The organism is Rathayibacter sp. AY1B8 (assembly GCF_002932775.1).
Taxonomy (GTDB): Bacteria; Actinomycetota; Actinomycetes; order Actinomycetales; family Microbacteriaceae; genus Rathayibacter.
Window position 1 is genome coordinate 23773 of record NZ_PSWJ01000004.1, and the last position, 21783, is coordinate 45555.

Sequence of the window (21783 nt, forward strand, 5' to 3'; positions counted from 1 at the left end):
AGCTTCGCGCTGTCGCGGCGGCGCTCCAGCCGCCCGGCACCCGCCTATCACTGGAGATGCGCACATGTTCGACACGACCTTCATCCGCAACGCGATCGTCAAGAGCTCTGAGACCGCTCTCGACCGTCGCCGCTTCTTCGAGGCCACCGGCGTCGCCGGCCTCGGCATCGGAGCCGCGGCCCTCGCCGCGCCCACCGCCTCCGCCGAGGAGGTCGCTGCCAGCGGCCCCAGCGACGCCTCGATCCTCAACTTCGCCCTCAACCTCGAGTACCTCGAGGCCGAGTTCTACCTCCGCGCCGTCTACGGCACCGGCCTCGGCGGCTCGGACGTGACCGGCAAGGGCACGCCCGGCGGCGTCATCGGCGGCCGCCCCGTCGACTTCAAGACCCCGTGGCTGAAGAGCTTCGCCACCGAGGTCGCGAACGACGAGAAGGCCCACGTGCAGTTCCTGCGGGCCGCGCTGGGCACCGCGAAGGTGGCCCGCCCGGCGATCAACCTGAAGGACAGCTTCAACTCCGCCGCCGTTGCGGCGGGGCTGATCAAGGCCGGTCAGTCGTTCGACCCGTTCGCGAGCGAGTCGAACTTCCTGCTCGGCGCCTTCGTCTTCGAGGACGTGGGAGTGACCGCCTACAAGGGCGCCGCCCCGCTCATCCAGTCGAAGACCTACCTCGACGCGGCCGCCGGCATCCTCGCGGTGGAGGCGTACCACGCGGGCGCGATCCGCTCGGCGATCTACGCCGCCGACCTGTCCGACTCGGCGAACAAGCTCTCCGACGCGCGCGACAGCCTCGACGGCAAGACCGACCTCGACCAGGGCGTCAAGGTCAACGGCCAGGCGAACATCGTCCCGACCGACGGCAGCTCCATCGCGTTCAGCCGCACCCCGGGCCAGGTCCTCAACATCGTGTACCTGAACCCCGCGGCCGGGACGCGCACCGGCGGATTCTTCCCCCGCGGCGTCAACGGCGAGCTCGTCACGACCTAGTCCCACCAGCACCGAGCACGACGACGGGCCCTTCCTCGAGGCGGCGAGGAGGGGCCCGTCGTCGTCCGCGTGCACATCCGTTCACCGGGTCCTCTAACCTGAGCGGGTGAAGATCGGGATCCTGACCTCCGGTGGCGACTGCCCCGGCCTCAACGCCGTCATCCGCGGTGCCGTCTACAAGGGCATCAAGGTCTACGACCAGGAGTTCGTGGGCTTCCGGAACGGCTGGCGCGGAGTGGTCGACGGCGACCTCCTGCCCCTGGGCCGCCCCGAGATCCAGGGAATCGCCAAGCAGGGCGGCACGATCATCGGCACCAGCCGGACGAACCCCTTCGAGGGCGAGAACGGCGGCCCCGAGAAGATCGCCGAGACGATGGACCGCAACGGCATCGACTCGATCATCGCGATCGGCGGCGAGGGCACCCTGGCGGCGGCCAAGCGCCTCACGGACGCGGGCCTCAAGATCGTCGGCGTCCCCAAGACCATCGACAACGACCTCGGCGCCACCGACTACACCTTCGGCTTCGACACCGCCGTCGGCATCGCGACCGACGCGATGGACCGCCTCCGCACCACCGGCGACTCGCACGGCCGCTGCATGGTCGCCGAGGTCATGGGCCGCCACGTCGGCTGGATCGCCCTGCACTCCGGCATGGCCGCGGGCGCCCACGTCATCCTCATCCCGGAGAAGCGCACCTCCCTAAACCAGATCGTCGAGTGGGTGCAGAGCGCGCAGGACCGCGGGCGCGCACCGCTCGTCGTGGTCGCCGAGGGCTTCTCGCTCGACACGATGGACGACGCCCACTCCGAGCGCGGCCTCGACGCCTTCGGCCGGCCCCGCCTCGGCGGCATCGGCGAGCTGCTGGCCCCGCTCATCGAGGAGCGCACCGGCATCGAGACCCGCGCCACGACGCTCGGCCACATCCAGCGCGGAGGCACGCCCACCGCGTTCGACCGCGTCCTCGCGACCCGCCTGGGCATGGCCGCCATCGACTCCGTCGTCGCCGAGCACTGGGGCCGCATGGTCGCCCTGCGCGGCACCGACATCTACCACGTGGACTTCGCCGAGGCGCTCGGCACCCTCAAGACGGTCCCGGACGCCCGCTACGAGGAGGCGCGCACCCTCTTCGGGTAGCGCGCGCTCCCCGCGGAGCGGGTCAGCCCTTCGCGCCGTCCGGCGTCGCCGTGGCGACGATCTGCGCCCGCGCGAGGGTGTGGAAGTGCGCGTTGAAGCCGAGGATCGCCGGCGTCGACTCCGGATCGAGGTCGAGCGACTCGACGTCGAGGGCGTGCACCACGAAGAAGTAGCGGTGCTCGCGGTCCGGCGGCGCCGCTCCGACGAACTGGCGCAGCCGCATCTCGTTGGGCAGCGTCTGCGCGCCCGCCGGGAGCAGCTCGAAGCCGGCGGCTCCGGCTCCCGTGGGGAGCTCCGTGGTGTCGGCCGGGAGGTTGTAGACGGCCCAGTGCCAGAAGCCGGAGCCGGTGGGCGCGTCGGGGTCGAACACCGTCACGGCGAAGCTCTTCGTCTCGGCGGGGGCTCCCGACCAGCGCAGGTGCGGCGAGACGTCCTCCCCGCCGGAGCCCTCGCCGTAGTGGCGGGCGGACAGGGGCGCACCGTCGGCGATGTCGTCGCTCTCGAGCGCGAAGGTCGGCACCTCGCCGAGGCGGGCGTAGGGGTCGTAGGTCCAGTCGGACATCCGGTTTCTCCGTTCGGGAAGGGCGGGCGGGGGCCCGCGCCCTCAGCCTAGGAACCCGGCGGTGCGCGCCGAAGGGCTTGCGGAGGGGGTCAGGACCCGAGATAGCGCCCGGGCCGGTGGTTGAACGCCAGGACCAGGTTGAGCACCACCACTCCCGCCGCCGAGATCAGCACGTTCAGCGGAGGCACCACCAGCAGCGCGGCCGCGACCACGCACGCGTCGAGCGCCATCATCACGTAGCCCGCCCGCCAGCCGAGCCGCTCCTGCGCGATCAGGGCGACGATGCTGAATCCGCCCAGGCTCGACCCGTGCCGGAAGAGGATCAGGAGGCCGATCCCCGCGAGCACGTCGCCCGTGAGGACGCCGTAGACGGGCTCGATCCGCAGCTCGCCGAACGCCAGCGGGTGCAGGCCCGCCAGGACCGAGACCAGCACGATCGAGAACATGGTCCGCAGCGTGAAGCGCCAGCCCTTCTTCCACAGCGAGAGGGCGAGGAACGGCACGTTGACCGTGACGAGGATCACGCCGAACGGGATGTCGAGCGGGTACCCCAGCAGCAGCGCGAGACCCGCGGTGCCGCCCGTGACCGCCTGGCTCGCGCGCAGCAGGTAGAGGCCGAGCGACACGACGAACGCACCGGTGACGAGACCGAAGACGTCCTCGAGGCGGGAGTGCGGCACGGGGGCGGAGGCGTCGGGCACCCGACGATGCTGCCACACGCCGCGCCCCGGTCCGGACGTCCTCGTAAGATGTGCCGGTGCTGCCGAAGATCCTGCTGTTCTACCGCTTCGTGCCGCTGGCCGACCCCGAGTCCGTGCGGCTCTGGCAGCGCGAGCTGTGCGAGTCGCTGGGCCTGCGCGGGCGCCTGCTGATCTCGGAGCACGGGGTGAACGGCACGCTGGGCGGCGGGATGGACGCCCTGAAGCGCTACGTCCGCCGCACTCGTGAGCACTCGGCCTTCCGCGGGCTCGAGGTGAAGTGGAGCGACGGCTCCGGCCTCGACGACGCTGGCCGCAGCCTCGACTTCCCCGGTCTCTCGGTGAAGGTGCGCGACGAGATCGTCTCGTTCGGCGCGCCCGACGAGCTGCGGGTCGACGCCGACGGGGTCGTCGGGACGGCGCCGCGGCTCGACCCGGACCAGCTGGACGCCCTGGTCGCCGAGCGCGACGACGTGGTGCTCTTCGACGGCCGCAACGCCTTCGAAGCCGAGATCGGCCGCTTCGAGGGGGCGATCGTGCCGGGGGTCTCCAGCACCCGCGAGTTCGTCGAGCAGCTCGACGCCGGCGTCTACGACCACCTCAAGGGCCGGCCCGTCGTCACGTACTGCACCGGCGGCATCCGCTGCGAGGTGCTGTCGAGCCTGATGACGGCGCGCGGCTTCGGCGAGGTGTACCAGCTCGACGGCGGCGTCGTCCGCTACGCCGAGGCGCGGCGCGACCGCGGGCTGTGGAAGGGGGCCCTGTACGTCTTCGACGGCCGCGGCTCCGTCTCCTTCTCCCCCGACGCCGAGGTGCTCGGCCGCTGCACCTCGTGCGCCGCGCCGACCAGCCGGATGTGCAACTGCACCGACCTCTCCTGCCGCGCCCAGCTCGTGGTGTGCGCGGACTGCGATGCGGCGGCCTGCGCCGCGCATGCGGGCCCTACGCTCGTGCCATGAGCATCGAAGCGCGCGGACGCACCCTCGTCGACCTCCACACCGCCCCCGAGCTGCTGCAGGTGGTGAACGTCTGGGACGTGATCAGCGCGACCACGATCGCCGCGCTCCCGGAGACCCGGGCGCTCGCGACCGCCAGCCACTCCATCGCGGCGGCGTTCGGCTACGAGGACGGCGAGCGGATCCCGCTGGAGCTGCACCTGGGCATGATCGAGCGCATCGTCGCCGCCGTCGAGGTCCCGGTCTCGGCCGACCTCGAGGCGGGCTACGGCGACGCGGGCGAGACGGTCCGGCGCGCGATCGGGATCGGCGTCGTGGGCGCGAACCTCGAGGACCAGGCGAAGCCGCTCCCGGAGGCGCTGCGGGCGGTCGAGAAGGCCGTCGCCGCGGCCGAGGAGGAGGCGGTGCCCTTCGCGCTCAACGCCCGCACGGACGTGTTCCTCCGCGCCGGCGACCGCGACCGCGGCGAGGTCCTGGCCGACGCGATCGAGCGCGGCCGCGCGTACCTCGACGCCGGCGCCACCTGCTTCTTCGTCCCCGGGCTGCTCCAGGACGCCGAGCTGGAGTCCCTCGTCGCCGCCCTCGGGCGGCAGCGCGTCAGCGTCATCGGCGTCCCCGGATCGCAGTCCCCCGCCCGCTTCGAGGAGCTCGGGCTGGCCCGCGTCTCCTACGGTCCGTGGACGCAGCGCGTCGCCCTGACGGCGCTCCAGGACGCGGCCGCCGCCCTCTACTCCGGCGGATCGCTCCCCGAGGGCACCCGGCCCCTGAACTGACCGCCCGGCCGCGGGCCCGCGGGCGTAGCGTGGGCCCATGTACCGAGCCATCGTCGTCGAGCGGCACTCCGACTCCGACACCGAGACCCCCAACCGAGCCCGCCTCCTCGAGCGCGACGACCCCGACCGCTCGCACGGCGACGTGTCGATCGCCGTCGAGTACTCGAGCGTCAACTACAAGGACGCCCTCGCGCTGGCGGGGCGGCCCGGCATCGTGCGCCGCACCCCGCTCGTCGCCGGCATCGACCTGGTCGGCACCGTGGAGTACGCGGACGGCGAGGCGGGCGAGCGCTTCGACTCCGGCGACCGGGTGGTGCTCAACGGCGCCGGCCTCGGCGAGCGCCACGACGGCGGGCTCGCCGAGCGGGCGCGTGTCGACTCCGCGTCGCTGCTCCGGCTGCCCGGCGCCATCTCGGCGGCACGGGCCGGAGCGATCGGCACCGCGGGCTTCACGGCGATGCTGGCCGTGCTGGCGCTCGAGCGGCACGGCGTGCGGCCGGGCAGCGGTCCCGTCCTGGTGACGGGGGCCTCGGGAGGCGTGGGGTCGCTCGCCGTCGCGCTCCTGGCGCGCCTCGGCCACGAGGTCGTCGCCTCGACCGGCCGGCTCGGCGAGCACGGCGCTCTGCTCCAGCGCCTCGGCGCCTCCGACGTCATCGACCGCGCCGAGCTGCAGGAGGGCGGGAAGCCGCTGCAGTCCGAGCGCTGGGCGGGAGCGGTGGACTCCGCCGGCTCGCACACGCTCGCGAACGCCCTCGCGCAGACGCGGTGGGGCGGCACCGTGGCGGCGTGCGGTCTCGCGCAGGGCCCGGACCTGCCGGTGAGCGTGATGCCGTTCATCCTGCGCGGAGTGACGCTGGCCGGCATCAACTCGGTGGAGGCGCCGCGCAAGCTCCGCGAGGAGGCCTGGCGCCGCCTCGCCCACGACCTCGACCTGGAGCTGCTCGACGAGCTGACGACGACGGTGCCGCTCGGCGGGGCGGTCGACGCGGCCGAGGACGTGCTCGCCGGCCGCTCGCACGGTCGGACTGTGGTGGACGTCCGCGCCTGACGGTTCGGCCTCGCCGGAGGGCGTCCGCCCGCCCCGAGCGTGGAGGAGGGGGCGCCTCGGCCGGCGCTGCGGGGCGGCTGCTCGTGCGGCGGTGCGCTACTCCGCGGCCTCGGTGGCGCCGCTCGGCTCGGCCGACGCGTGACCGACGGAGGAGTCGGGGCGCGCGGCGCGGGGCTTCGCCGGCGTGCGGGGCTTCGGCGCGGGCTTCGCGGCCGGAGCCGGCTTCGCGGGGGCGGGCTCGGCGGACTCGGATCCGGCGGGCTTCGGCTCGGCGGGCTTCGATCCCGCGGACTTCGGCTCGGCGGGCTTCGGCTCCGCGGGCTTCGGCTCGGCGGGCTTCGGCTCCGCGGGCTTCACCGGGGCTGCGGACTCGATCGGCTCGGAGCCGATGACGTCCACGGGCGCGGACCCCCCGGACCCGGCCGGCGTGCTCGCGGCGGTCCGAGCACTCGTTTTCGGAGCGGCCTTCGGCGTGGCCTTCGGGCTCTTCGGAGCGGCCCCCGCTGCTGACTCCGTCGGCGCCGCGACGTCCTCCGCGGCGCCGTCCGCCTCCGGAGCCGCGGTCGCCGCGGCCGCCGCGCTCCCGCCGCTCGCCGCCTCCTGACCCTCGACCGCCGTCGCCGGACCCGCCGCCTCCGCGGCCACGGCCGCGGCCTCCGCCGCCTTCGCCTTCGTCTTCGCGCGCTTCTCCGCGGCGGCCGCCTGGGCCCGCTCCGCCTGCTCGGCGACCTCGGGGACGATCACGAGGTCGTCGGTCTCGATCACGGGGATCGCCGCGGTCGTCGTCCCCAGCTGGAGGGCCGCGATCAGCTCGGGAGCGTGCCTGGTGCTCACGATCAGGCGGGAGTAGTCCTCGTCGACCAGGTCGATCACGACGGCCGAGGCGGTGCGCTTGATCAGCAGGAAGTCCTTGCCGCCATGGAACTTCCACGTGCCGGCCGCGAGCGCGAGCGGCACCGCGGTGCCCGGCGCGCGGATGCCCCGGACCCAGATCCAGGGGTCCTCGGTGACCGTCGCCGAGCGGATGCTCGACCGGTCGACGACGACGTCGCTGCGGTGGAACGCGAGCAGTCGCTCGGCCGCGGTGAGGCGGAGTTCGAGGCGGTCGGGGAGCACGGTCACGACGGGCATGCCTCTAGTCTGCCCCGCCGCTCGCGTGGGTGGCAGCATGGTCGGATGCCGATGGATCCGGACGAGGCGCGCCTCCTCGACGCGCTGCTGGCCGAGCGGCAGGCCGAGACGCGCGACGAGGCGGCCCGGCTCGAGGCCTCGCTGGCCGAGCTCCTGCGCGACCGTGCCGACGGCACCGCCGATGACGAGCACGACCCGGAGGGCACGCCGCTCTCGGCCGAGTGGTCGCGGATGGCCGGGGTCCGCGACGCTCTCGGCCGCACGGCACGCGAGCTCGACGCCGCTCGCACCCGCCTCGGCACCGGCGGCTACGGGGACTGCGCCTCGTGCGGCCGCCCGATCGGAGCCGCCCGCCTCGCCGCCCGGCCCACGGCCGAGCTCTGCATCGACTGCGCCCGGCTGGCGGAGTCGCGCATCCGCTGACGCCCCGCGAGGCGAGCCTGCGGCGAGCCCTCCGCCTGAAGGCCCCCACAGATCCCGGCGTGCGGAAACCCGGTTTCTCCTGCGAGCATTCACATCCGGTCGCGTCCCTCGAACAGGTCTGACGGACCACCCCTCCCCCCCCCTGCTCGAAAGGCACTCCTGCGATGACCGAGACGTCGACCGCCCGATCGACCGGCGCCCCTCCCGCCCCCGACAAGCGCGCCTGGCGCTCGCTGATCGTCCTGCTCGCGGGCATGTTCATCGCCCTGCTCGACACAACCATCGTGAACGTGGCGCTGCCCACCATCCGCACCACGCTCGACGCCTCCGAGTCGACGCTCTCCTGGATCATCTCCGGCTACGCCCTCGCGTTCGGCCTCGCCCTCATCCCCGCCGGCCGCCTCGGCGACCGCTTCGGGCACAAGTGGGTCTTCGTCAGCGGCATCGCCCTCTTCACCGTCGCCAGCTTCGCGTGCGGACTGGCCGCGGACGACACCCAGCTCGTCATCGCCCGCATCGTGCAGGGCCTGGCGGGCGGCGTCTTCGTCCCGGCGGTCAACGCCTACATCCAGCTCCTCTTCCGCGGCCCCTCGCGCGGCAAGGCCTTCGCGGTGATGGGCGCGGTCCTCGGCGTCTCGTCGGCGCTCGGCCCGATCATCGGCGGCCTGATCATCCAGGCCTTCGGCGACGAGAACGGCTGGCGCCTGGTCTTCTGGGTGAACCTGCCCATCGGCGTCGCGACCCTGATCGCCGCCGCGGTCCTCCTCCCCGCCCGCCGCGACCTCGAGGCCGGCGACCGCGCCCCGAGCGGAGGCGTCGACTGGCTCGGCCTCGTGCTCGTCTCCGGCGGCCTGGTCGCCCTGCTCGTCCCGCTCATCCAGGGCGAGGACGAGGGCTGGCCGCTGTGGACCTTCCTCTCGATCGCCGGCGGAGTCCTGCTCCTCGCCGCGTTCGGCGCCTGGGAGGTCCTCCACGTCCGCCGCGGCCGCGCTCCCCTGGTGCCGCCGTCGCTGTTCCGCCACCCGGCCTTCACCGGAGGCGTGATCCTCGCGCTGGTCTACTTCGCGGCCTTCACGAGCATCTTCTTCACCATCTCGCTGCTCTGGCAGTCGGGCCTCGGCCATACCGCGCTCGAGTCGGGCCTGGTGTCGATCCCCTTCGCGATCGGCAGCATCATCAGCTCCTCGCAGAGCAACCGGATGACCGCGCGCCTGGGGCGCAACGTCCTGGTGATGGGCAGCGGACTGCTCGCCATCGGGCTCGGCTGGGTCTGGCTGGTGCTGCTGACCGCGACCCCGGACTCGATCAGCAACTGGCAGCTCCTGCCGCCGCTGCTGATCGCGGGCCTCGGCAACGGCTTCTTCATCGCCCCGAACGTGCAGTTCATCGTCTCGACCGTCGACCCGCAGGACGCGGGCGCGGCGAGCGGCGTGATCTCGGCGATCCAGCGCATCGGCTCGGCCGTGGGCATCGCGGTCATCGGCAGCGTGCTGTTCGGGAGCCTCGTCATCACGGGTCCGGACACGGTCGCCTCGGGCTTCCTCGACGCCGCGGCTCCCGCGATGCTCCTCAGCACCCTGATGGCGGTCGCCGCCTTCGCGCTGGTGTTCGTGCTGCCGAAGTCGGTCTCGCGCCGGGGCTGAGGGCCCCTGCCCGGTCGCCGCACGCCGGCGGCCGGGCGCGCGGAACGTACGCCGCCCGGAGCTCCGGCGCGGCGGGCCCCCCGCCTGATCCGCGGGCGGCCCGGGAGCCTACGCCCGAGCGGCCGCCGCGGCCTTCGCCGCCGCCGGCAGCGCGTCCACGATGCGCCCGATCGCCGCGTCGTCGTGCGCGGCCGAGACGAACCAGGCCTCGTACACCGACGGCGGCAGCGAGACGCCCGCATCGAGCATCGCGTGGAAGAACGCCGGGTAGCGGAACGACTCCTGCGCCTGGACCTCGGCGTAGTCGCGCACCGGCCGGCCCAGGTCCGTGAACATGAAGCTGAAGAGGCTCCCGGCCGTCTGCACCGTGTGCGCGACGCCCTCGGCCGTCAGCGCCGCCGACACCTCGCGCTGGAGAGTCAGCGCCGTGGCGTCCAGCGAGGCGTAGACCGCGTCGTCGGCCAGCTGCAGCGTCCGGATGCCCGCGGCCACCGCGACCGGGTTCCCGGAGAGGGTGCCCGCCTGGTACACCGGCCCGAGCGGTGCCAGGTGGTCCATGACGTCCGCACGGCCGCCGAGAGCCGCGACCGGCATCCCTCCGCCGATGACCTTGCCGAAGGTGTAGAGGTCGGCCCGGTACGGAGCCTCGGCGCCGCGGTTCTCGAGCCCCCACCAGCCGCCGGCGCTCACCCGGAAGCCGGTCAGCACCTCGTCCATGATCAGCAGCGATCCGTTCGCATGCACGAGCTCGGCGAGGGCCGCGTTGAAGCCCGGGTCCGGAGCGACGACGCCCATGTTGGCGGCCGCGGCCTCGGTGATGACCGCCGCGATGTCGGCGCCGCGCTCGGCCAGGACCGCGCGCACCGCCTCGAGGTCGTTGTACGGCAGCACGATCGTCTGGGCCGCGGTCGCGGCCGTGACGCCGGCGGAGGCGGGCAGCGAGAGGGTCGCGAGACCGGAGCCGGCATCGGCGAGCAGCCCGTCGGAGTGGCCGTGGTAGTGGCCGGAGAACTTGATCAGCAGGTCGCGGCCGGTGACGCCGCGGGCGAGGCGGATCGCCGTCATCGTCGCCTCGGTGCCGGTGGAGACCAGGCGGAGCTTCTCGATCGGCGAGACTCCCCCGGCCGTGATCCGCGCCTCGACCAGCTCGGCGAGGTCGGTCTCGGCGGGAGTGGACGCGCCGAACGAGAGACCGCGGGCGGCCGCCTCCTGCACCGCCGCGACGACCTCGGGGTGCGCGTGCCCGAGGACGGCGGGGCCCCAGGAGCAGACGAGGTCGACGTACTCGCGCCCGTCCGCGTCCGTGATGTACGGGCCGGCGGCCGAGACCATGAAGCGCGGGGTCCCGCCGACCGAGCGGAACGCTCTGACGGGCGAGTTGACGCCTCCGGGGATCGCGTGCCGGGCACGCTCGTACAGGGTGTCGTTCGCCGAGGTGGTCACCCCTCCAGGGTACGCGCGCCGCCCGGCGCCCTCGCGCCGGAGGAGCGCTTTCGGACGAGACGCCGAGGCTCGCTCCCAGGAGGAGGAGCGGCTACTTCAGCAGGTCGCGAGCGATCTCGACGGCCCAGTACGTGAGAACCGCGTCGGCCCCCGCGCGGAGGATCCCCGTGACCGACTCCAGGATCGCCGGCTCGCGCGAGATCCAGCCGTTCGCGGCGGCGGCCTCGATCATCGCGTACTCCCCCGACACCTGGTACGCCCAGACCGGCACGTCCGAGACGGAGGCGATGTCCGAGAGCACGTCGAGATAGCTCATGGCGGGCTTCACCATCACCACGTCGGCTCCCTCGGCGAGGTCGAGGGTCGCCTCGCGCAGGCCCTCGCGGCGGTTCGCCGGGTCCTGCTGGTAGGTGCGGCGATCGCCTTCGAGCGTGGACTGCACGGCCTCGCGGAACGGACCGTAGAAGCTGGAGGCGTACTTCGCCGAGTACGCGAGGATCGCGGTGTCCAGGTGCCCGGCGCCGTCGAGAGCGGCGCGGATCGCTCCGACCTGGCCGTCCATCATCCCCGAGAGCCCGAGCAGGTGGGAGCCGGCCTCGGCCTGGGCGAGCGCCATCTCCTCGTAGCGGAGGAGCGTGGCGTCGTTGTCGACGCGCCCGCGGTCGTCGAGCACGCCGCAGTGGCCGTGGTCGGTGAACTCGTCCAGGCACAGGTCGGTCTGCACGACCAGCGCGTCGCCGACCTCCTCCACGACGACCCGCGTCGCGGCGTTGAGCACGCCGTCGGGGTCGGTCGCACCGGAGCCGACCGCGTCGCGCGTGGTGGGCACGCCGAACAGCATCACGCCGCCGATCCCCGCCTCGGCCGCCTCCGTCACCGCTCCGCGGACGCTGTCCAGCGAGTGGTGCATCACCCCCGGCATCGACCCGATCGGCCGGGCCTCGGTGATCCCATCGGCCACGAAGAGGGGCAGGATCAGCTGCGCCGGGTGGATGCGCGTCTCCTGGACGAGACGGCGGAGTGCGGGGGACGTGCGGAGGCGGCGCGGGCGGATGGAAGTCATGTCCTCCAGCGTAATCCCGCCCCGCCGAGCACCCCCCGGGAGCGCGGACGCCCCACCCCGTGGAGGTGCTCCGGACGCAGGACGTCAGCCGAGAGGCGGGTCCCCGGCCTGTGGGGCGAGGCCCGCCCCTCCCGGCCGACGTCGCGCCGGAGAGGCGGCTCAGCGGGGAGCGCGCTCCGTGGCGACGGCCGCGACCGCGTCGATGAGGGAGGAGGCCGAGCGCTCGTCGGCGACGACGTCGACGCGCAGGCCGAAGGCGCGGGCGTCCTTCGCGGTCTGCGGCCCGATCGCGGCGACGAGGATCGACTCGGGCACCGGGCCGAGCTGCTTCTGGACCTGCTCCGCCACGCTGCCCGAGGTGACGAGGATCGCGTGCACGGCTCCGCCGGCGACATCCGCCACGACGCGCTCCTCCACCGGGACACCGACCGTGCGGTAGGCGACCACGGAGCGCACGTCGTGCCCGATGCGGGTGAGGCCCTCGGTGAGCAGCGGCTTGGCGATCTCGGACCGCAGCGTCAGCACGCGCAGGGGGTGTCGGCCGCCGGTGGCCTCCTCCCACTCGGCCAGGAGGCCGCGGGCGGAGTTGTCCTCGGAGGGGACGAGGTCGACGGAGTACCCGGCGGCGACGAGCGCGGCCGCCGTGGTCTCGCCGACCGCCGCCACCTTGGTGCTCGCGGGCACGGTGGTGCGCAGGAGGGACAGGACGTCGACCGTGGTGGCGCTCGTGACGGTCATCCAGTCGAAGGCGCCGGCCTCTAGGTCGGCGAGGGCCTGCTCGAGCGCCGGGAAGTCGTCGGTCGGCGCGAAGTTGATCATCGGAGCGACGACGGGCGAGGCTCCCTTGGCACGGAGAGCGGCGGCGACACCGTCCCCCCACGGGCCTCCGCGGGGGACGAGGATGCGCCACCCCTGCAACGGCTTCTCCCACTGGGAGTAGGCGGCGGGGACGATCACGAAGGGGCTCCCAGGGGTGCGAGTTCGGCGGCACCCGCACCGAGAAGCGCGTCAGCGAGCAGAGAGCCGCAACGGAACGCGGCTTCGACGACGGGCAGTTCGCGACCACCATACTGCGGATCCGCCCGGTGTCGACCACCGCCGACCGAACCGTTATCGACCGGCTCCGCGACCTCCCGTGCGAGGGACGCCGTGCCGTCGACGGCGAAGACCACGCCGTGCAGGACCACGCGGTCCTCCTCGACGACCGCGGAGGCTCCGATCGGAGCGGCGCACCCGGCCTCGAGGGAGGCGAGGAGCGACCGCTCGGCCGTGATCGCCGCGCGGGTCGGCACGTGCTCGACCGCCGCGAGAGCGGCACGCAGCTCCTCCGACGGCTCCTCGTCGCGCACCTCGATGGCCAGCGCTCCCTGACCGGGGGCGTGCGGGGAGACGTCGAAGCCGAGCACCTCGGTGATCGCGTCGACCCGGCCGAGGCGGCGCAGGCCGGACAGGGCGAGCACGATCGCATCCAGCGGCGAGTCGCTGCCGGGCAGCACCCTCCGGAGCCGGGTGTCGATGTTGCCGCGGATGTCCACGATCTCAAGGTCCGGACGGGCGGCCAGCAGCGCCGCGCGCCGGCGGGGCGAGCCCGTGCCCACGCGGGCTCCGACCGGCAGGGTCGCCAGGGTGAGCCCGTCGCGGGCGCAGAGCGCGTCGCGCGGGTCCTCCCGCTCGGGGACCGCTCCGAGCAGCAGGCCCTCCACCGGAGCGGTGGGCAGGTCCTTCAACGAGTGCACGATCGCATCGCAGCGCCCGGCGAGCAGCGCGTCGCGCAGAGCGCTGACGAACACGCCGGTGCCGCCGAGGGAGGCGAGCGGGCCGCGCATGCGGTCGCCGTCCGACTCGATGCGCACCAGCTCCACGGGGACCCCCGCGGCGGCCGACATCAGATCGGCCGTCATCCGGGTCTGCGCCACCGCGAGCGCGCTCGCGCGGGTGCCGACTCTGATGCTCACGACAGACGACTCCTCATCACGGTGCGACTCCCGCCAGGGCGGGCTTGAACCCCGCTCGCACGTTCTCGCAGCAGCCGGGGCGGCAGACGTCGTACCAGGGGCCGAGCGCCGTCATCGAGGGCCGGTCCTCGGTCGGCACGCCGTTGACGCGCTCGAGGACCAGGTCGATCAGGCCGGAGACGTAGACCGAGTCCGTGCCGGGGGTCGCGACGCGGAGCGCGACGAGTCCGTGCTCCTCCGAGGTCTCGAGGGCCTCGTTGTCGAGGTCCCACATGACCTCCATGTGGTCGGACACGAAGCCGAGCGGGACGATCAGCAGCGCGCGGCGGCCGCGGGCCGGCAGCTCCGCGATGGCGTCGTTGATGTCCGGCTCGAGCCAGGGCTGGGTGGGCGGGCCGGAGCGCGACTGGTAGACCAGCTGCCAGGGCACGTCCTCGTCCGTGGCGGCGGCCATGACGACCTCGGCGACGGCGAGGTGCTGCGCCTCGTAGGCGCCGCCCGGTCCGAACTCGTGCACGTCGACGACGGTGCCGTCGTCGTGGCGCTCGTGGGGTCCGCTGCGCTCGGCGTCGGCCATGGGGATCGAGTGCGTCGAGAACAGCACCTCCACCTCGGACGTGACATCGAGGTCGGGCATCCGCTCGCGCAGCTCGTCGAGCCCGTCGTGGACGGCCTTGATGAACGGCATCACGAAGCCGGGGTGGTCGAAGAACTGGCGCACCTTGTCGATCCGCAGCTCGCCCTCGAGGCCGGTCGCGTCGAGCGCCGCCGCGTAGTCCTCGCGGTACTGCCTGCAGGACGAGAAGGAGGAGTACGCGCTGGTGGCGATGGCGAGCAGGTTGGTGAACCCGCGCTCCTTCGCCTCGGCGACGGCCTCGCTCATGTAGGGCGCCCAGTTGCGGTTGCCCCAGAGCACGGGGAGGTCGATGCCGCGGTTCGCGAGCTCGGCCTCGAGCGCCTTCTTCAGCGCACGGTTCTGCGCGTTGATCGGGCTGACGCCGCCGAAGTGGCGGTAGTGGTGGGCGACCTCCTCGAGGCGCTCCTCCGGGATGCCGCGGCCGCGGGTGACGTTGCGGAGGAACGGGATGACGTCGTCCTGACCCTCGGGCCCGCCGAAGCCGGCGAGGAGGATCGCGTCGTAGGCCACGGGGACCTCGACGTGCTCGGGGCCGGACGCCGCCGCAGGGGTGGCCCCGCGGACGAGGATCGGCTCGCTGGTCGTGTCGCTCATCGGAGCACCTCGGCGATCTGGTCGGCGTCGATGCGCCGTCCTGTGTAGAAGGGGACTTCCTCGCGCACGTGGCGGCGGGCCTCCGTGGCGCGCAGGTCGCGCATGAGGTCGACGAGGTTGACGAGCTCCTCGTCCTCGAGGGCGAGGATCCACTCGTAGTCGCCGAGCGAGAACGAGGCGACCGTGTTGGTCAGGACGGAGCGGAACCGCGAGCCCTGGCGCCCGTGCTGGGCGAGCATCGCGCGGCGCTCCTCCTCGGGGAGGATGTACCACTCGTAGGAGCGGACGAAGGGGTAGACCGTGAGCCAGCGGGCCGGCGCCTTCCCGCGCATGTAGGCGGGGAGGTGGTTCGAGCTGAACTCGGCGTCGCGGTGCACGCCCATCGCGTTCCACGTCGGCAGGAGGCCGACCAGCAGCTCCGTGCGCCGCAGCTCGCGGTAGGCCCGCTGCAGCTCCTCGGGCGCCGGGCCCGTGAGCCACAGCATGATGTCGGCGTCGGCGCGCAGGGCCGAGACGTCGTAGGTGCCGCGGACGGTCACGCCCTCGCCCTCGAGCTGGGCGACGAGGTGCTCGTACTGCTTCACCGCGGGATCCACGGCGTCGCTGGAGAGGGTGAACGGACGTGCGGGATCCCTGCGGAGAACCGCCCAGAGCGTGTATCCCAGGGCCTGATCGGAGTGATCCTGATCGGCGGGGGGCTGCGGCGCCGGAGCGGCGGCGCTCGTGTCGGGGGCGGACTGAACGGGACCCGCCGTGCCGGCGGTCTGATCGGTCATTCTTCCATCATCCCTCCGCTCGTGCCGATGCACAAAAGCGGCGGGGGCTCTGGCGCCGGAGGGCCCGGGACGCTAGCGCCCCGGGCCCTCCGGCACTCAGTCCTCGATGATCTGCTTCGCGACGCCCCAGACGACGAGGCCCACGGCGGCGGCGGCGCCGACCGCTCCGGCGATCAGCGCGGAGGGGTTCTGGCGGCGCACCACCTGGAGCTTGCGCTCGATCGTCCGCTGGGCGGTACGCACCTTGCGCGGCACGTTGACCTTGTACTCGATCGCGTCGAGGGTCGCGGCGAGCTCGGAGCGAGCGCGCTCGATGTCGGCCTTCAGCTGGCCGGGCTTCAGCTCCGCCGGGTCGACGAAGCGGGGCGTGGTGCTGCTGACGGATCGCTCAGTTGTCATAGCTGCCCACTCCCTTGAACGCCTGGACGTCCTTCTTGATGCTGTCGATCGAGTCCTGCGGCACCGGCGGCACGGCCTTCTTGATGGAGCGCACGCCGACGAGGGCGAGGATCACGGCCACCAGGAGGAAGAAGACCGTCACGATCAGCGCCGACAGCCAGGCCGGAAGCCAGGAGGCGATGCCGATGATCGCGAAGGCGACCAGCGTCGCCCACGCGGTCAGGAGGAGGAAGGCCGCGACCGCGAACAGGCCGACGGCCAGACCCGCGCTCTTCGCCTTGCCCGCCAGCTCGTTCTTCAGCGAGGCGACCTCGGCCTTGACGAGCTCGATCACGAGGCCGGGCAGGTCGCTGACCAGCTCTCCAAGTGATCGGGCGTTCTTGGGATTGCGTTCGTTCACCACGGGAGCTCCTCGAGGGTGGGACGTGCCGGCCGGCGCGCGCCTGGCACGGCCGGAGGGATGAGCACTAGGCCCTGCTGGTGGAGGTGGACGTCGTCGACCCGCCGGAGCCGGCCGACGCCGCGGCCTCATCGACCTTCGAGGCCGCCTTGCGGGCGGCGGCCGACGCCTCCGCGTCGCTCGCTCCCTGGGCCTTCCTGCCGCCGGACACGGCCTTGACGACCACCGAGCGCACGACCTCGTACGCCTTGTCCGAGACGCTGCTCAGCTGGGTCTTCGCAGCACCGCCGACGGCGCCCGCGACGTCCTGCACCGGCTGGGTCCGCCAGAAGCGGCCTGCCGCCGAGGCGATCTGCTCGTACCGCTTGCGGCCGGCGCGTGCTCCCAGCACGTACCCGGCTGCGGCTCCTGCCACGAAAAGAATCTTGCCCTTCACGCCTACTCCTCGTCCTGGGTCGCTCTCGCGATCGTCCACGCGGTCGGTGACCACTCGTGCCGGGGCACGCCGCGCGCTCGCGCGGATGCCTGGGCCTAAGAGTAGCCGTCGGCGTCGCGGGCGTCGCTCGGCAGCCCGACTCCTTGACGCACCAGTCGGCGCCGGATAAGGGCGGCCGTCTCGGCGGCGTGCGGGAGCACCGAGGCGAGGCCCGTGCCCGCGATCCAGGTGCCGGTCACGGCGACTCCCTCGATCGGGAGGAGCGCCTCGCGGAACGCCTCCAGGTGCGCACGGCGGCCCAGCGCCGCGGCGGGCCGGACGTTGGCCCAGCTCACCCGGGCGGAGTCGACGAGCGACGCCGGATCGAGGGCGAGTCCGAGCAGCGTCGAGGCGTCGAGCAGGGCGATCGCCGCCGCCTCGGCATCGGTGCGCCCCTCGAGCGGCGGGCGCTCGCCCGGGCGCCCGTAGGAGAGGCGCAGCACGTGGCGCCCGGGAGGGAGGGAGGCGGCCAGCCAGTCCCACTTCGCGGTCGCGTGCGTGATCGCCTTGGCCGTGACGTCGGTGGCGGTGGGCGCCACGAGCACACCGGAGCCGCGGGGGGCTGCGTCCAGGCGGGCGTCGTCGAGGACGAGGGTCACCAGCTCGACGGAGTCGTGGGGCGCCTCGTCGGCGCGCTCCGCGACGGCGGGGGCGAGGCCGGCCAGCAGCGCCCGGGCGTCGCGCTCCGGCGTCGAGACGATCACCGCTCGGGCGCTCAGAGTGCCGTCGGCGAGGGTCAGGACGAAGTCGCCGTCGGAGCCCTCGAGCCGCTGCACGGAGGCGCCGGTGCGGATCTCGCCGGAGAGGTAGTCGATCCGCTGGACCAGCGCGGCGACCAGGCGGTGCATCCCGCCCTCGAGCCCGCGGACCGCGACTCCGGCCGGGAGGTTCGCGCGGAGGGCGGCCACTGCCCGGGCGAGGGAGCCCGCGCGGGTGAGCGCGCCGTTCAGTCCGGGTGCGGCGAGGTCGACGTCGATGTCGTCCGGCCGGCTCGAGTAGACGCCGGAGACGACCGGCGCGACCAGGTCCTCGAGCACGCGCTCGCCCATCCGGGTGCGCACCAGCTCGGCGAGGGAGTGGGCGCGGCCGATGCGCAGCACCGGCATCAGGGTGTCGAGCCAGGCGCGCCAGGCGCCGCGGCGGCCGATCGCCCGCACGACGTCGGGGGCGAGCGGCGTGCCGGGGATGCCGAGGATGCCGGCCCGGGGCGACGGCACGGAGCGGCCGCCCGAGAGGTGCAGCCACGAGCCGTGCGTCCGCGGCTCGACGATCGACTCGGCGAGCGGGACGCCGTCGAGGGTCAGCGCGGCGAGCGCCCGCTCGACGTGGCCGCCCCGGGTGGCGAAGCTCTCGGCGCCCGCGTCGAGCAAAGCGCCGGCCAGCGCGAGCGGGGAGACCGAGCCCCCGACCCGCTCCCCCGCCTCGAGCACCACGACGCGCAGGCCGATGCGCAGGCACTCCGCGGCGGCGGCGAGCCCCGCCACTCCGCCGCCGACGACGGCGACGTCGTACGACGCCGCGTCGCGGGGGCGCTCCTCGCTCACGGCCGCCAGGCGTGCACGAACGCGACGAGGCGCGTGAGCACGTCGGGGTCGGTCTCGGGCGGCACGCCGTGGCCGAGGTTGAGCACGTGCGCGGGGGCGCTCAGGCCCCGGCGGAGCACGTCGTCGACGTGGGACTCGAGGACCTCCCACGGCGCGGTCAGCAGCGCCGGGTCGACGTTGCCCTGCACCGGCACGAAGCCGCCGAGGCGGTGGTTGGCCTCGTCGAGCGGGATCCGGTAGTCGACGCCGACCACGTCGGCGCCGATGCCGTGCATCGCTCCGAGCAGCTCGCCGGTGCCGACGCCGAAGTGCACGATCGGGACGTTGCGGCGCGTCTCCCCGTGGTCGAACGCCAGGTCGCGCACGTGGACGAGGGCGCGCGCGGAGGCGGGAGCGACGTGGGTCGTGTAGTCCGAGAGCGAGAGCGCCCCGGCCCAGGAGTCGAAGAGCTGCGCGGCGCTGGCCCCGGCGAGCACCTGCGCGCGGAGGAAGCGGCCGGTGACCTCGGCGGTCCACTCCATCAGCTGGGCCCAGGCGGCGGGGTCGGCGTGCATCATCGTCCGCGCGCGCAGGTGGTCCTTGGACGGGCCGCCCTCCACCAGGTAGGCGGCCAGGGTGAAGGGAGCGCCGGCGAAGCCGATGAGCGGGGTGTCGCCGAGGCCCGCGACGGTGCGGCGCACGCCCTCGCGGATGGGCTCGAGCGTCTCGTCGAGGACGGACGGGTCGATCGAGGCGAGCTCGGCGACGTCGGCGGCCGTGCGCACCGGCTTCTCGAGCACCGGACCGCGCCCGGGGACGATGTCGACGCCGACGCCCGCGAGCCGCAGCGGGATCACGATGTCGCTGAAGAAGATGGCCGCGTCCACTCCGTGGCGCCGCACCGGCTGCAGGGTGATCTCGCTCGCCAGCGCCGGGTCGAGGCAGGCGTCGAGCATCTTCGTGTCGGTGCGCAGGGCCCGGTACTCCGGGAGGCTGCGGCCGGCCTGGCGCATGAACCAGACGGGCGTCCTCTCGCCCCGCTCGGAGCGGTAGGCGCGCAGGAGCAGCGAGTCGGCCGTGCGGCCGGCGGAGAGGGGGTGCAGCGGATCGAGCAGGCCGTCGGTGGGGGAGGTCACCGCGGCATTATTCCAGGCGCATCCGTGCATTCCTCCCCAGTCCGGGACCCCGCCCCGCAGAGCGCGGGTAGACTGACGTGGTGCTTCTGTGTCTGACGGCGTCGCACAAGAACGCCAGCTTCGATCTCCTCGAGAAGCTCTCCGTCGACTCCTCCGCCGTGACCGCGGCCCTCTCCGAGGGGATCGACTTCGTCTCCGGAGCCGTCGTCGTCGCGACCTGCAACCGCTTCGAGGCCTACCTCGACATCGAGGAGCCGCTGACCGCCGCGCAGGCCGTCGCCGTCGAGGCCGCCACCGCCGCCGTCAGCGCCGCGACCGGCGTCGAGCAGGACGAGCTGCGCGGGAGCGTCGACGTCGTCTCGGGCGACCGGGTGGCCGAGCACCTCTTCGCCGTCTCCAGCGGGCTCGAGTCCGTCGTGGTCGGCGAGGGCGAGATCGCGGGCCAGGTCCGCCGGTCCCTCGAGGAGGCGCGCCGCCTCGGCACCACCTCCTCCGAGCTCGAGCGGCTGTTCCAGCGCGCCTCGCAGACCTCGCGCGGCATCAAGAACCGCACCGGCCTCGGCAGCGCCGGCCGCTCGATCGTGCGCCTCGCGCTCGACCTGGCCGCGAGCCGCGTCACCGACTGGCGGGCCGCCCGCGTCCTCCTCGTCGGCACCGGCAGCTACGCGCGGGCGACCGTCGCGGCCCTGCGCGACCGCGGAGTGGTCGACATCGCCGTGCACTCCCCCTCCGGCCGCGCCGAGGGCTTCGCCGCCCGCCGCTCGCTCCGGCCCATCGCCGCCTCCGATCTCGCGCTCGAGGCGGTCTCGGCCGACATCGTCATCACCTGCACCACGACCCAGGAGCCGGTGCTCGACGCCGCCCTGCTCGCCGCCGGGCGCCTCCAGGGCTTCTCCCGCGAGCGCCAGCTCGTGATCGACCTGGGCCTGCCGCGCAACGTCGCCTCCGACGTCACCTCGGTCGCCGGCGTCGAGCTCCTCGACCTCGAGACGATCAGCCTGCACGCACCTCTCGACGTGCTCGACGCGTCGCAGCAGGCGCGCGCGCTCGTCGACAAGGCGGCCCGGAAGTTCTCGGACGTCGCCGACGAGAAGAGCCTCACTCCGGCCGTCGTCGCCCTGCGCGCCCACGTGTTCGACGCGCTCGACGCCGAGATCGAGCGGGCCCGGTCCCGCGGCGACGAGGACGGCCGCACCGAGCAGGCGCTCCGCCACCTCGCCGGCGTCCTGCTGCACACCCCGAGCGTCCGCGCCCGCGACTACGCGCGCGCCGGAGCCCAGGGGGCCTACCTCACCGGGCTCGAGGCGCTCTTCGGCATCGAGGTCCCGGCCGAGCCCGCCGCCTCCGCCCGCCCCGACGCGGACGCCGCCACCGCGTGAGCCTCCGGCTCCCCTTCGACGCGGAGCCGCTGCGCTCCGCGCCGCTGCTCACCGAGCGCCTGCTCCTGCGTCCCCTCGGACCGGAGGACGCCGAGGACCACGCGCGCTACCAGGGCGACGCCGACGCCGTCCGGTTCCTCCGCTGGCCGGTGCGCACCCCCGAGGAGTCGCGGGCGCACCTGCAGCGCCGCCTCCCCTCGACACGGCTCGCCGCCGACGGCGACGTGGCCGTGCTGGCGATCGTCCCCCGGGAGGGCGTCCTCGCCGGGCGGATGATCGGCGACCTCACGCTCATCGCGACGTCCGTCGAGCAGGAGGCGGTCGAGATCGGCTGGGTGCTGCACCCGGAGGCGCAGGGGCGCGGCTACGCGACCGAGGCCGCCCGGGCGCTGCTCGACCTCGCGTTCGACACCCTCGGCGCCCACCGCGTGATCGCGCAGCTCGACGCTCGGAACACCGCCTCCGCCCGCCTCTGCGAGCGCCTCGGGATGCGCCTCGAGGCGCACCACCGGGAGGACGAGTTCTGCAAGGGCGAGTGGACCTCGACCCTCGTCTTCGCCCTGCTCGCCCGCGAGCGCTGACCGCAGGGCCGGCTGGACCGCGTTCGGCGGGACGCCGCCGGCCCGTCCGGTCGGCGGCGTCCCGGAGG

General features: G+C 73.9%; 23 protein-coding genes. 9 read left to right on the forward strand and 14 right to left on the reverse strand.

The window, feature by feature from the left end; all coding sequences use genetic code 11:
• Nucleotides 1–64: 64 nt before the first annotated feature.
• Nucleotides 65–985 (forward strand): ferritin-like domain-containing protein, encoded by a 921-nt coding sequence (locus C5C63_RS04250; protein WP_104222865.1) that lies wholly within the window; start codon nt 65–67, stop codon nt 983–985.
• Nucleotides 986–1091: 106 nt separating this feature from the next.
• Entirely contained in the window at nt 1092–2120 is a 1029-nt protein-coding gene (locus C5C63_RS04255; protein ID WP_104323673.1) for a 6-phosphofructokinase, read from the forward strand.
• Nucleotides 2121–2142: 22 nt separating this feature from the next.
• Here C5C63_RS04255 and C5C63_RS04260 read toward each other — a convergent pair whose 3' ends face one another.
• Together C5C63_RS04260 and C5C63_RS04265 are read right to left on the reverse strand one after the other, a co-directional pair.
• Entirely contained in the window at nt 2143–2682 is a 540-nt protein-coding gene (locus tag C5C63_RS04260) for a YbhB/YbcL family Raf kinase inhibitor-like protein (RefSeq protein ID WP_104222867.1), read from the reverse strand.
• A gap of 89 nt (nt 2683–2771) precedes the next feature.
• Nucleotides 2772–3383: a YitT family protein gene (locus C5C63_RS04265; protein ID WP_244230588.1), complete on the reverse strand. Its 612-nt coding sequence runs from the start codon at nt 3381–3383 to the stop codon at nt 2772–2774.
• Nucleotides 3384–3439: 56 nt separating this feature from the next.
• Between C5C63_RS04265 and C5C63_RS04270 the strand changes: the two genes are divergently transcribed.
• The 3 genes from C5C63_RS04270 to C5C63_RS04280 are packed head-to-tail and all read left to right on the forward strand — an operon-like array spanning nt 3440 to nt 6157.
• Entirely contained in the window at nt 3440–4339 is a 900-nt protein-coding gene (locus C5C63_RS04270; protein ID WP_104325606.1) for a rhodanese-related sulfurtransferase, read from the forward strand.
• A complete protein-coding gene (locus C5C63_RS04275; protein ID WP_104325529.1) occupies nt 4336–5109 on the forward strand; it encodes an isocitrate lyase/phosphoenolpyruvate mutase family protein in 774 nt (257 codons plus the stop codon). Before C5C63_RS04270 ends, C5C63_RS04275 begins: the two co-directional genes overlap by 4 nt.
• Before the next feature lie 37 nt (nt 5110–5146).
• Entirely contained in the window at nt 5147–6157 is a 1011-nt protein-coding gene (locus tag C5C63_RS04280) for an MDR family oxidoreductase (RefSeq protein WP_104325530.1), read from the forward strand.
• A gap of 96 nt (nt 6158–6253) precedes the next feature.
• Here the strand turns inward: C5C63_RS04280 and C5C63_RS17510 are convergent, their stop codons facing one another.
• A complete protein-coding gene (locus C5C63_RS17510) occupies nt 6254–7288 on the reverse strand; it encodes a hypothetical protein (RefSeq protein WP_308471538.1) in 1035 nt (344 codons plus the stop codon).
• A 45-nt stretch (nt 7289–7333) separates the two neighbouring features.
• Between C5C63_RS17510 and C5C63_RS04290 the strand changes: the two genes are divergently transcribed.
• Nucleotides 7334–7711 (forward strand): TraR/DksA C4-type zinc finger protein, encoded by a 378-nt coding sequence (locus C5C63_RS04290; protein ID WP_258065384.1) that lies wholly within the window; start codon nt 7334–7336, stop codon nt 7709–7711.
• A gap of 164 nt (nt 7712–7875) precedes the next feature.
• Nucleotides 7876–9354 carry an MFS transporter gene (locus C5C63_RS04295; protein ID WP_104233092.1) on the forward strand — a complete coding sequence of 493 codons (1479 nt, stop codon included), beginning with the start codon at nt 7876–7878 and terminating at the stop codon, nt 9352–9354.
• Nucleotides 9355–9462: 108 nt separating this feature from the next.
• Here C5C63_RS04295 and hemL read toward each other — a convergent pair whose 3' ends face one another.
• The 11 genes from hemL to hemE all read right to left on the reverse strand — a co-directional run bounded on the left by hemL (nt 9463) and on the right by hemE (nt 19785).
• Complete coding sequence (hemL, locus tag C5C63_RS04300) at nt 9463–10797, reverse strand: glutamate-1-semialdehyde 2,1-aminomutase (RefSeq protein WP_104246920.1); 1335 nt, start codon at nt 10795–10797, stop codon at nt 9463–9465.
• 91 nt (nt 10798–10888) lie between these two features.
• Nucleotides 10889–11860: a porphobilinogen synthase gene (hemB, locus tag C5C63_RS04305; protein ID WP_104325532.1), complete on the reverse strand. Its 972-nt coding sequence runs from the start codon at nt 11858–11860 to the stop codon at nt 10889–10891.
• A gap of 159 nt (nt 11861–12019) precedes the next feature.
• Complete coding sequence (locus C5C63_RS04310; protein ID WP_104222950.1) at nt 12020–12814, reverse strand: uroporphyrinogen-III synthase; 795 nt, start codon at nt 12812–12814, stop codon at nt 12020–12022.
• Nucleotides 12814–13815: a hydroxymethylbilane synthase gene (hemC, locus tag C5C63_RS04315; RefSeq protein ID WP_104325533.1), complete on the reverse strand. Its 1002-nt coding sequence runs from the start codon at nt 13813–13815 to the stop codon at nt 12814–12816. Before hemC ends, C5C63_RS04310 begins: the two co-directional genes overlap by 1 nt.
• Nucleotides 13816–13831: 16 nt before the next feature.
• The gene (locus tag C5C63_RS04320) at nt 13832–15046 is read right to left on the reverse strand and encodes a ferrochelatase (RefSeq protein WP_104325534.1); all 1215 of its coding nucleotides are present in this window, start codon (nt 15044–15046) and stop codon (nt 13832–13834) included.
• Nucleotides 15043–15822: a hydrogen peroxide-dependent heme synthase gene (gene hemQ / locus C5C63_RS04325; RefSeq protein WP_104233087.1), complete on the reverse strand. Its 780-nt coding sequence runs from the start codon at nt 15820–15822 to the stop codon at nt 15043–15045. The genes C5C63_RS04320 and hemQ overlap by 4 nt, the downstream gene beginning before the upstream one ends.
• A 96-nt stretch (nt 15823–15918) precedes the next feature.
• Entirely contained in the window at nt 15919–16221 is a 303-nt protein-coding gene (locus C5C63_RS04330; RefSeq protein WP_104222879.1) for a DUF3618 domain-containing protein, read from the reverse strand.
• Entirely contained in the window at nt 16211–16621 is a 411-nt protein-coding gene (locus C5C63_RS04335; protein ID WP_258065385.1) for a phage holin family protein, read from the reverse strand. Before C5C63_RS04335 ends, C5C63_RS04330 begins: the two co-directional genes overlap by 11 nt.
• Nucleotides 16622–16688: 67 nt before the next feature.
• On the reverse strand, nt 16689–17057 hold the full coding sequence (locus tag C5C63_RS04340) for a hypothetical protein (protein WP_146076613.1): 369 nt from the start codon (nt 17055–17057) through the stop codon (nt 16689–16691).
• Nucleotides 17058–17152: 95 nt separating this feature from the next.
• Nucleotides 17153–18640 carry an NAD(P)/FAD-dependent oxidoreductase gene (locus tag C5C63_RS04345; protein ID WP_258065386.1) on the reverse strand — a complete coding sequence of 496 codons (1488 nt, stop codon included), beginning with the start codon at nt 18638–18640 and terminating at the stop codon, nt 17153–17155.
• Nucleotides 18637–19785: a uroporphyrinogen decarboxylase gene (gene hemE, locus C5C63_RS04350; protein WP_104222882.1), complete on the reverse strand. Its 1149-nt coding sequence runs from the start codon at nt 19783–19785 to the stop codon at nt 18637–18639. The genes C5C63_RS04345 and hemE overlap by 4 nt, the downstream gene beginning before the upstream one ends.
• A 50-nt stretch (nt 19786–19835) precedes the next feature.
• On the opposite strand from hemE, the gene C5C63_RS04355 reads away from it, so the two are divergent.
• Both C5C63_RS04355 and C5C63_RS04360 read left to right on the forward strand, forming a co-directional pair.
• Nucleotides 19836–21134: a glutamyl-tRNA reductase gene (locus C5C63_RS04355; protein WP_104325607.1), complete on the forward strand. Its 1299-nt coding sequence runs from the start codon at nt 19836–19838 to the stop codon at nt 21132–21134.
• The gene (locus C5C63_RS04360) at nt 21131–21715 is read left to right on the forward strand and encodes a GNAT family N-acetyltransferase (RefSeq protein ID WP_258059379.1); all 585 of its coding nucleotides are present in this window, start codon (nt 21131–21133) and stop codon (nt 21713–21715) included. Before C5C63_RS04355 ends, C5C63_RS04360 begins: the two co-directional genes overlap by 4 nt.
• Nucleotides 21716–21783 lie beyond the last annotated feature (68 nt).

Excerpts from the sequence above, each read along its gene's own strand:
- C5C63_RS04250 (WP_104222865.1), top strand. The coding sequence starts at position 65 with ATGTTCGACACGACCTTCATCCGCAACGCGATCGTCAAGAGCTCTGAG.
- C5C63_RS04260 (WP_104222867.1), bottom strand. The coding sequence starts at position 2,682 with ATGTCCGACTGGACCTACGACCCCTACGCCCGCCTCGGCGAGGTGCCG.
- C5C63_RS04275 (WP_104325529.1), top strand. The coding sequence starts at position 4,336 with ATGAGCATCGAAGCGCGCGGACGCACCCTCGTCGACCTCCACACCGCC.
- C5C63_RS04280 (WP_104325530.1), top strand. The coding sequence starts at position 5,147 with ATGTACCGAGCCATCGTCGTCGAGCGGCACTCCGACTCCGACACCGAG.
- C5C63_RS17510 (WP_308471538.1), bottom strand. The coding sequence starts at position 7,288 with ATGCCCGTCGTGACCGTGCTCCCCGACCGCCTCGAACTCCGCCTCACC.
- C5C63_RS04290 (WP_258065384.1), top strand. The coding sequence starts at position 7,334 with ATGCCGATGGATCCGGACGAGGCGCGCCTCCTCGACGCGCTGCTGGCC.
- C5C63_RS04295 (WP_104233092.1), top strand. The coding sequence starts at position 7,876 with ATGACCGAGACGTCGACCGCCCGATCGACCGGCGCCCCTCCCGCCCCC.
- hemB (WP_104325532.1), bottom strand. The coding sequence starts at position 11,860 with ATGACTTCCATCCGCCCGCGCCGCCTCCGCACGTCCCCCGCACTCCGC.
- C5C63_RS04320 (WP_104325534.1), bottom strand. The coding sequence starts at position 15,046 with ATGAGCGACACGACCAGCGAGCCGATCCTCGTCCGCGGGGCCACCCCT.
- hemQ (WP_104233087.1), bottom strand. The coding sequence starts at position 15,822 with ATGACCGATCAGACCGCCGGCACGGCGGGTCCCGTTCAGTCCGCCCCC.
- C5C63_RS04330 (WP_104222879.1), bottom strand. The coding sequence starts at position 16,221 with ATGACAACTGAGCGATCCGTCAGCAGCACCACGCCCCGCTTCGTCGAC.
- hemE (WP_104222882.1), bottom strand. The coding sequence starts at position 19,785 with ATGCACGGATGCGCCTGGAATAATGCCGCGGTGACCTCCCCCACCGAC.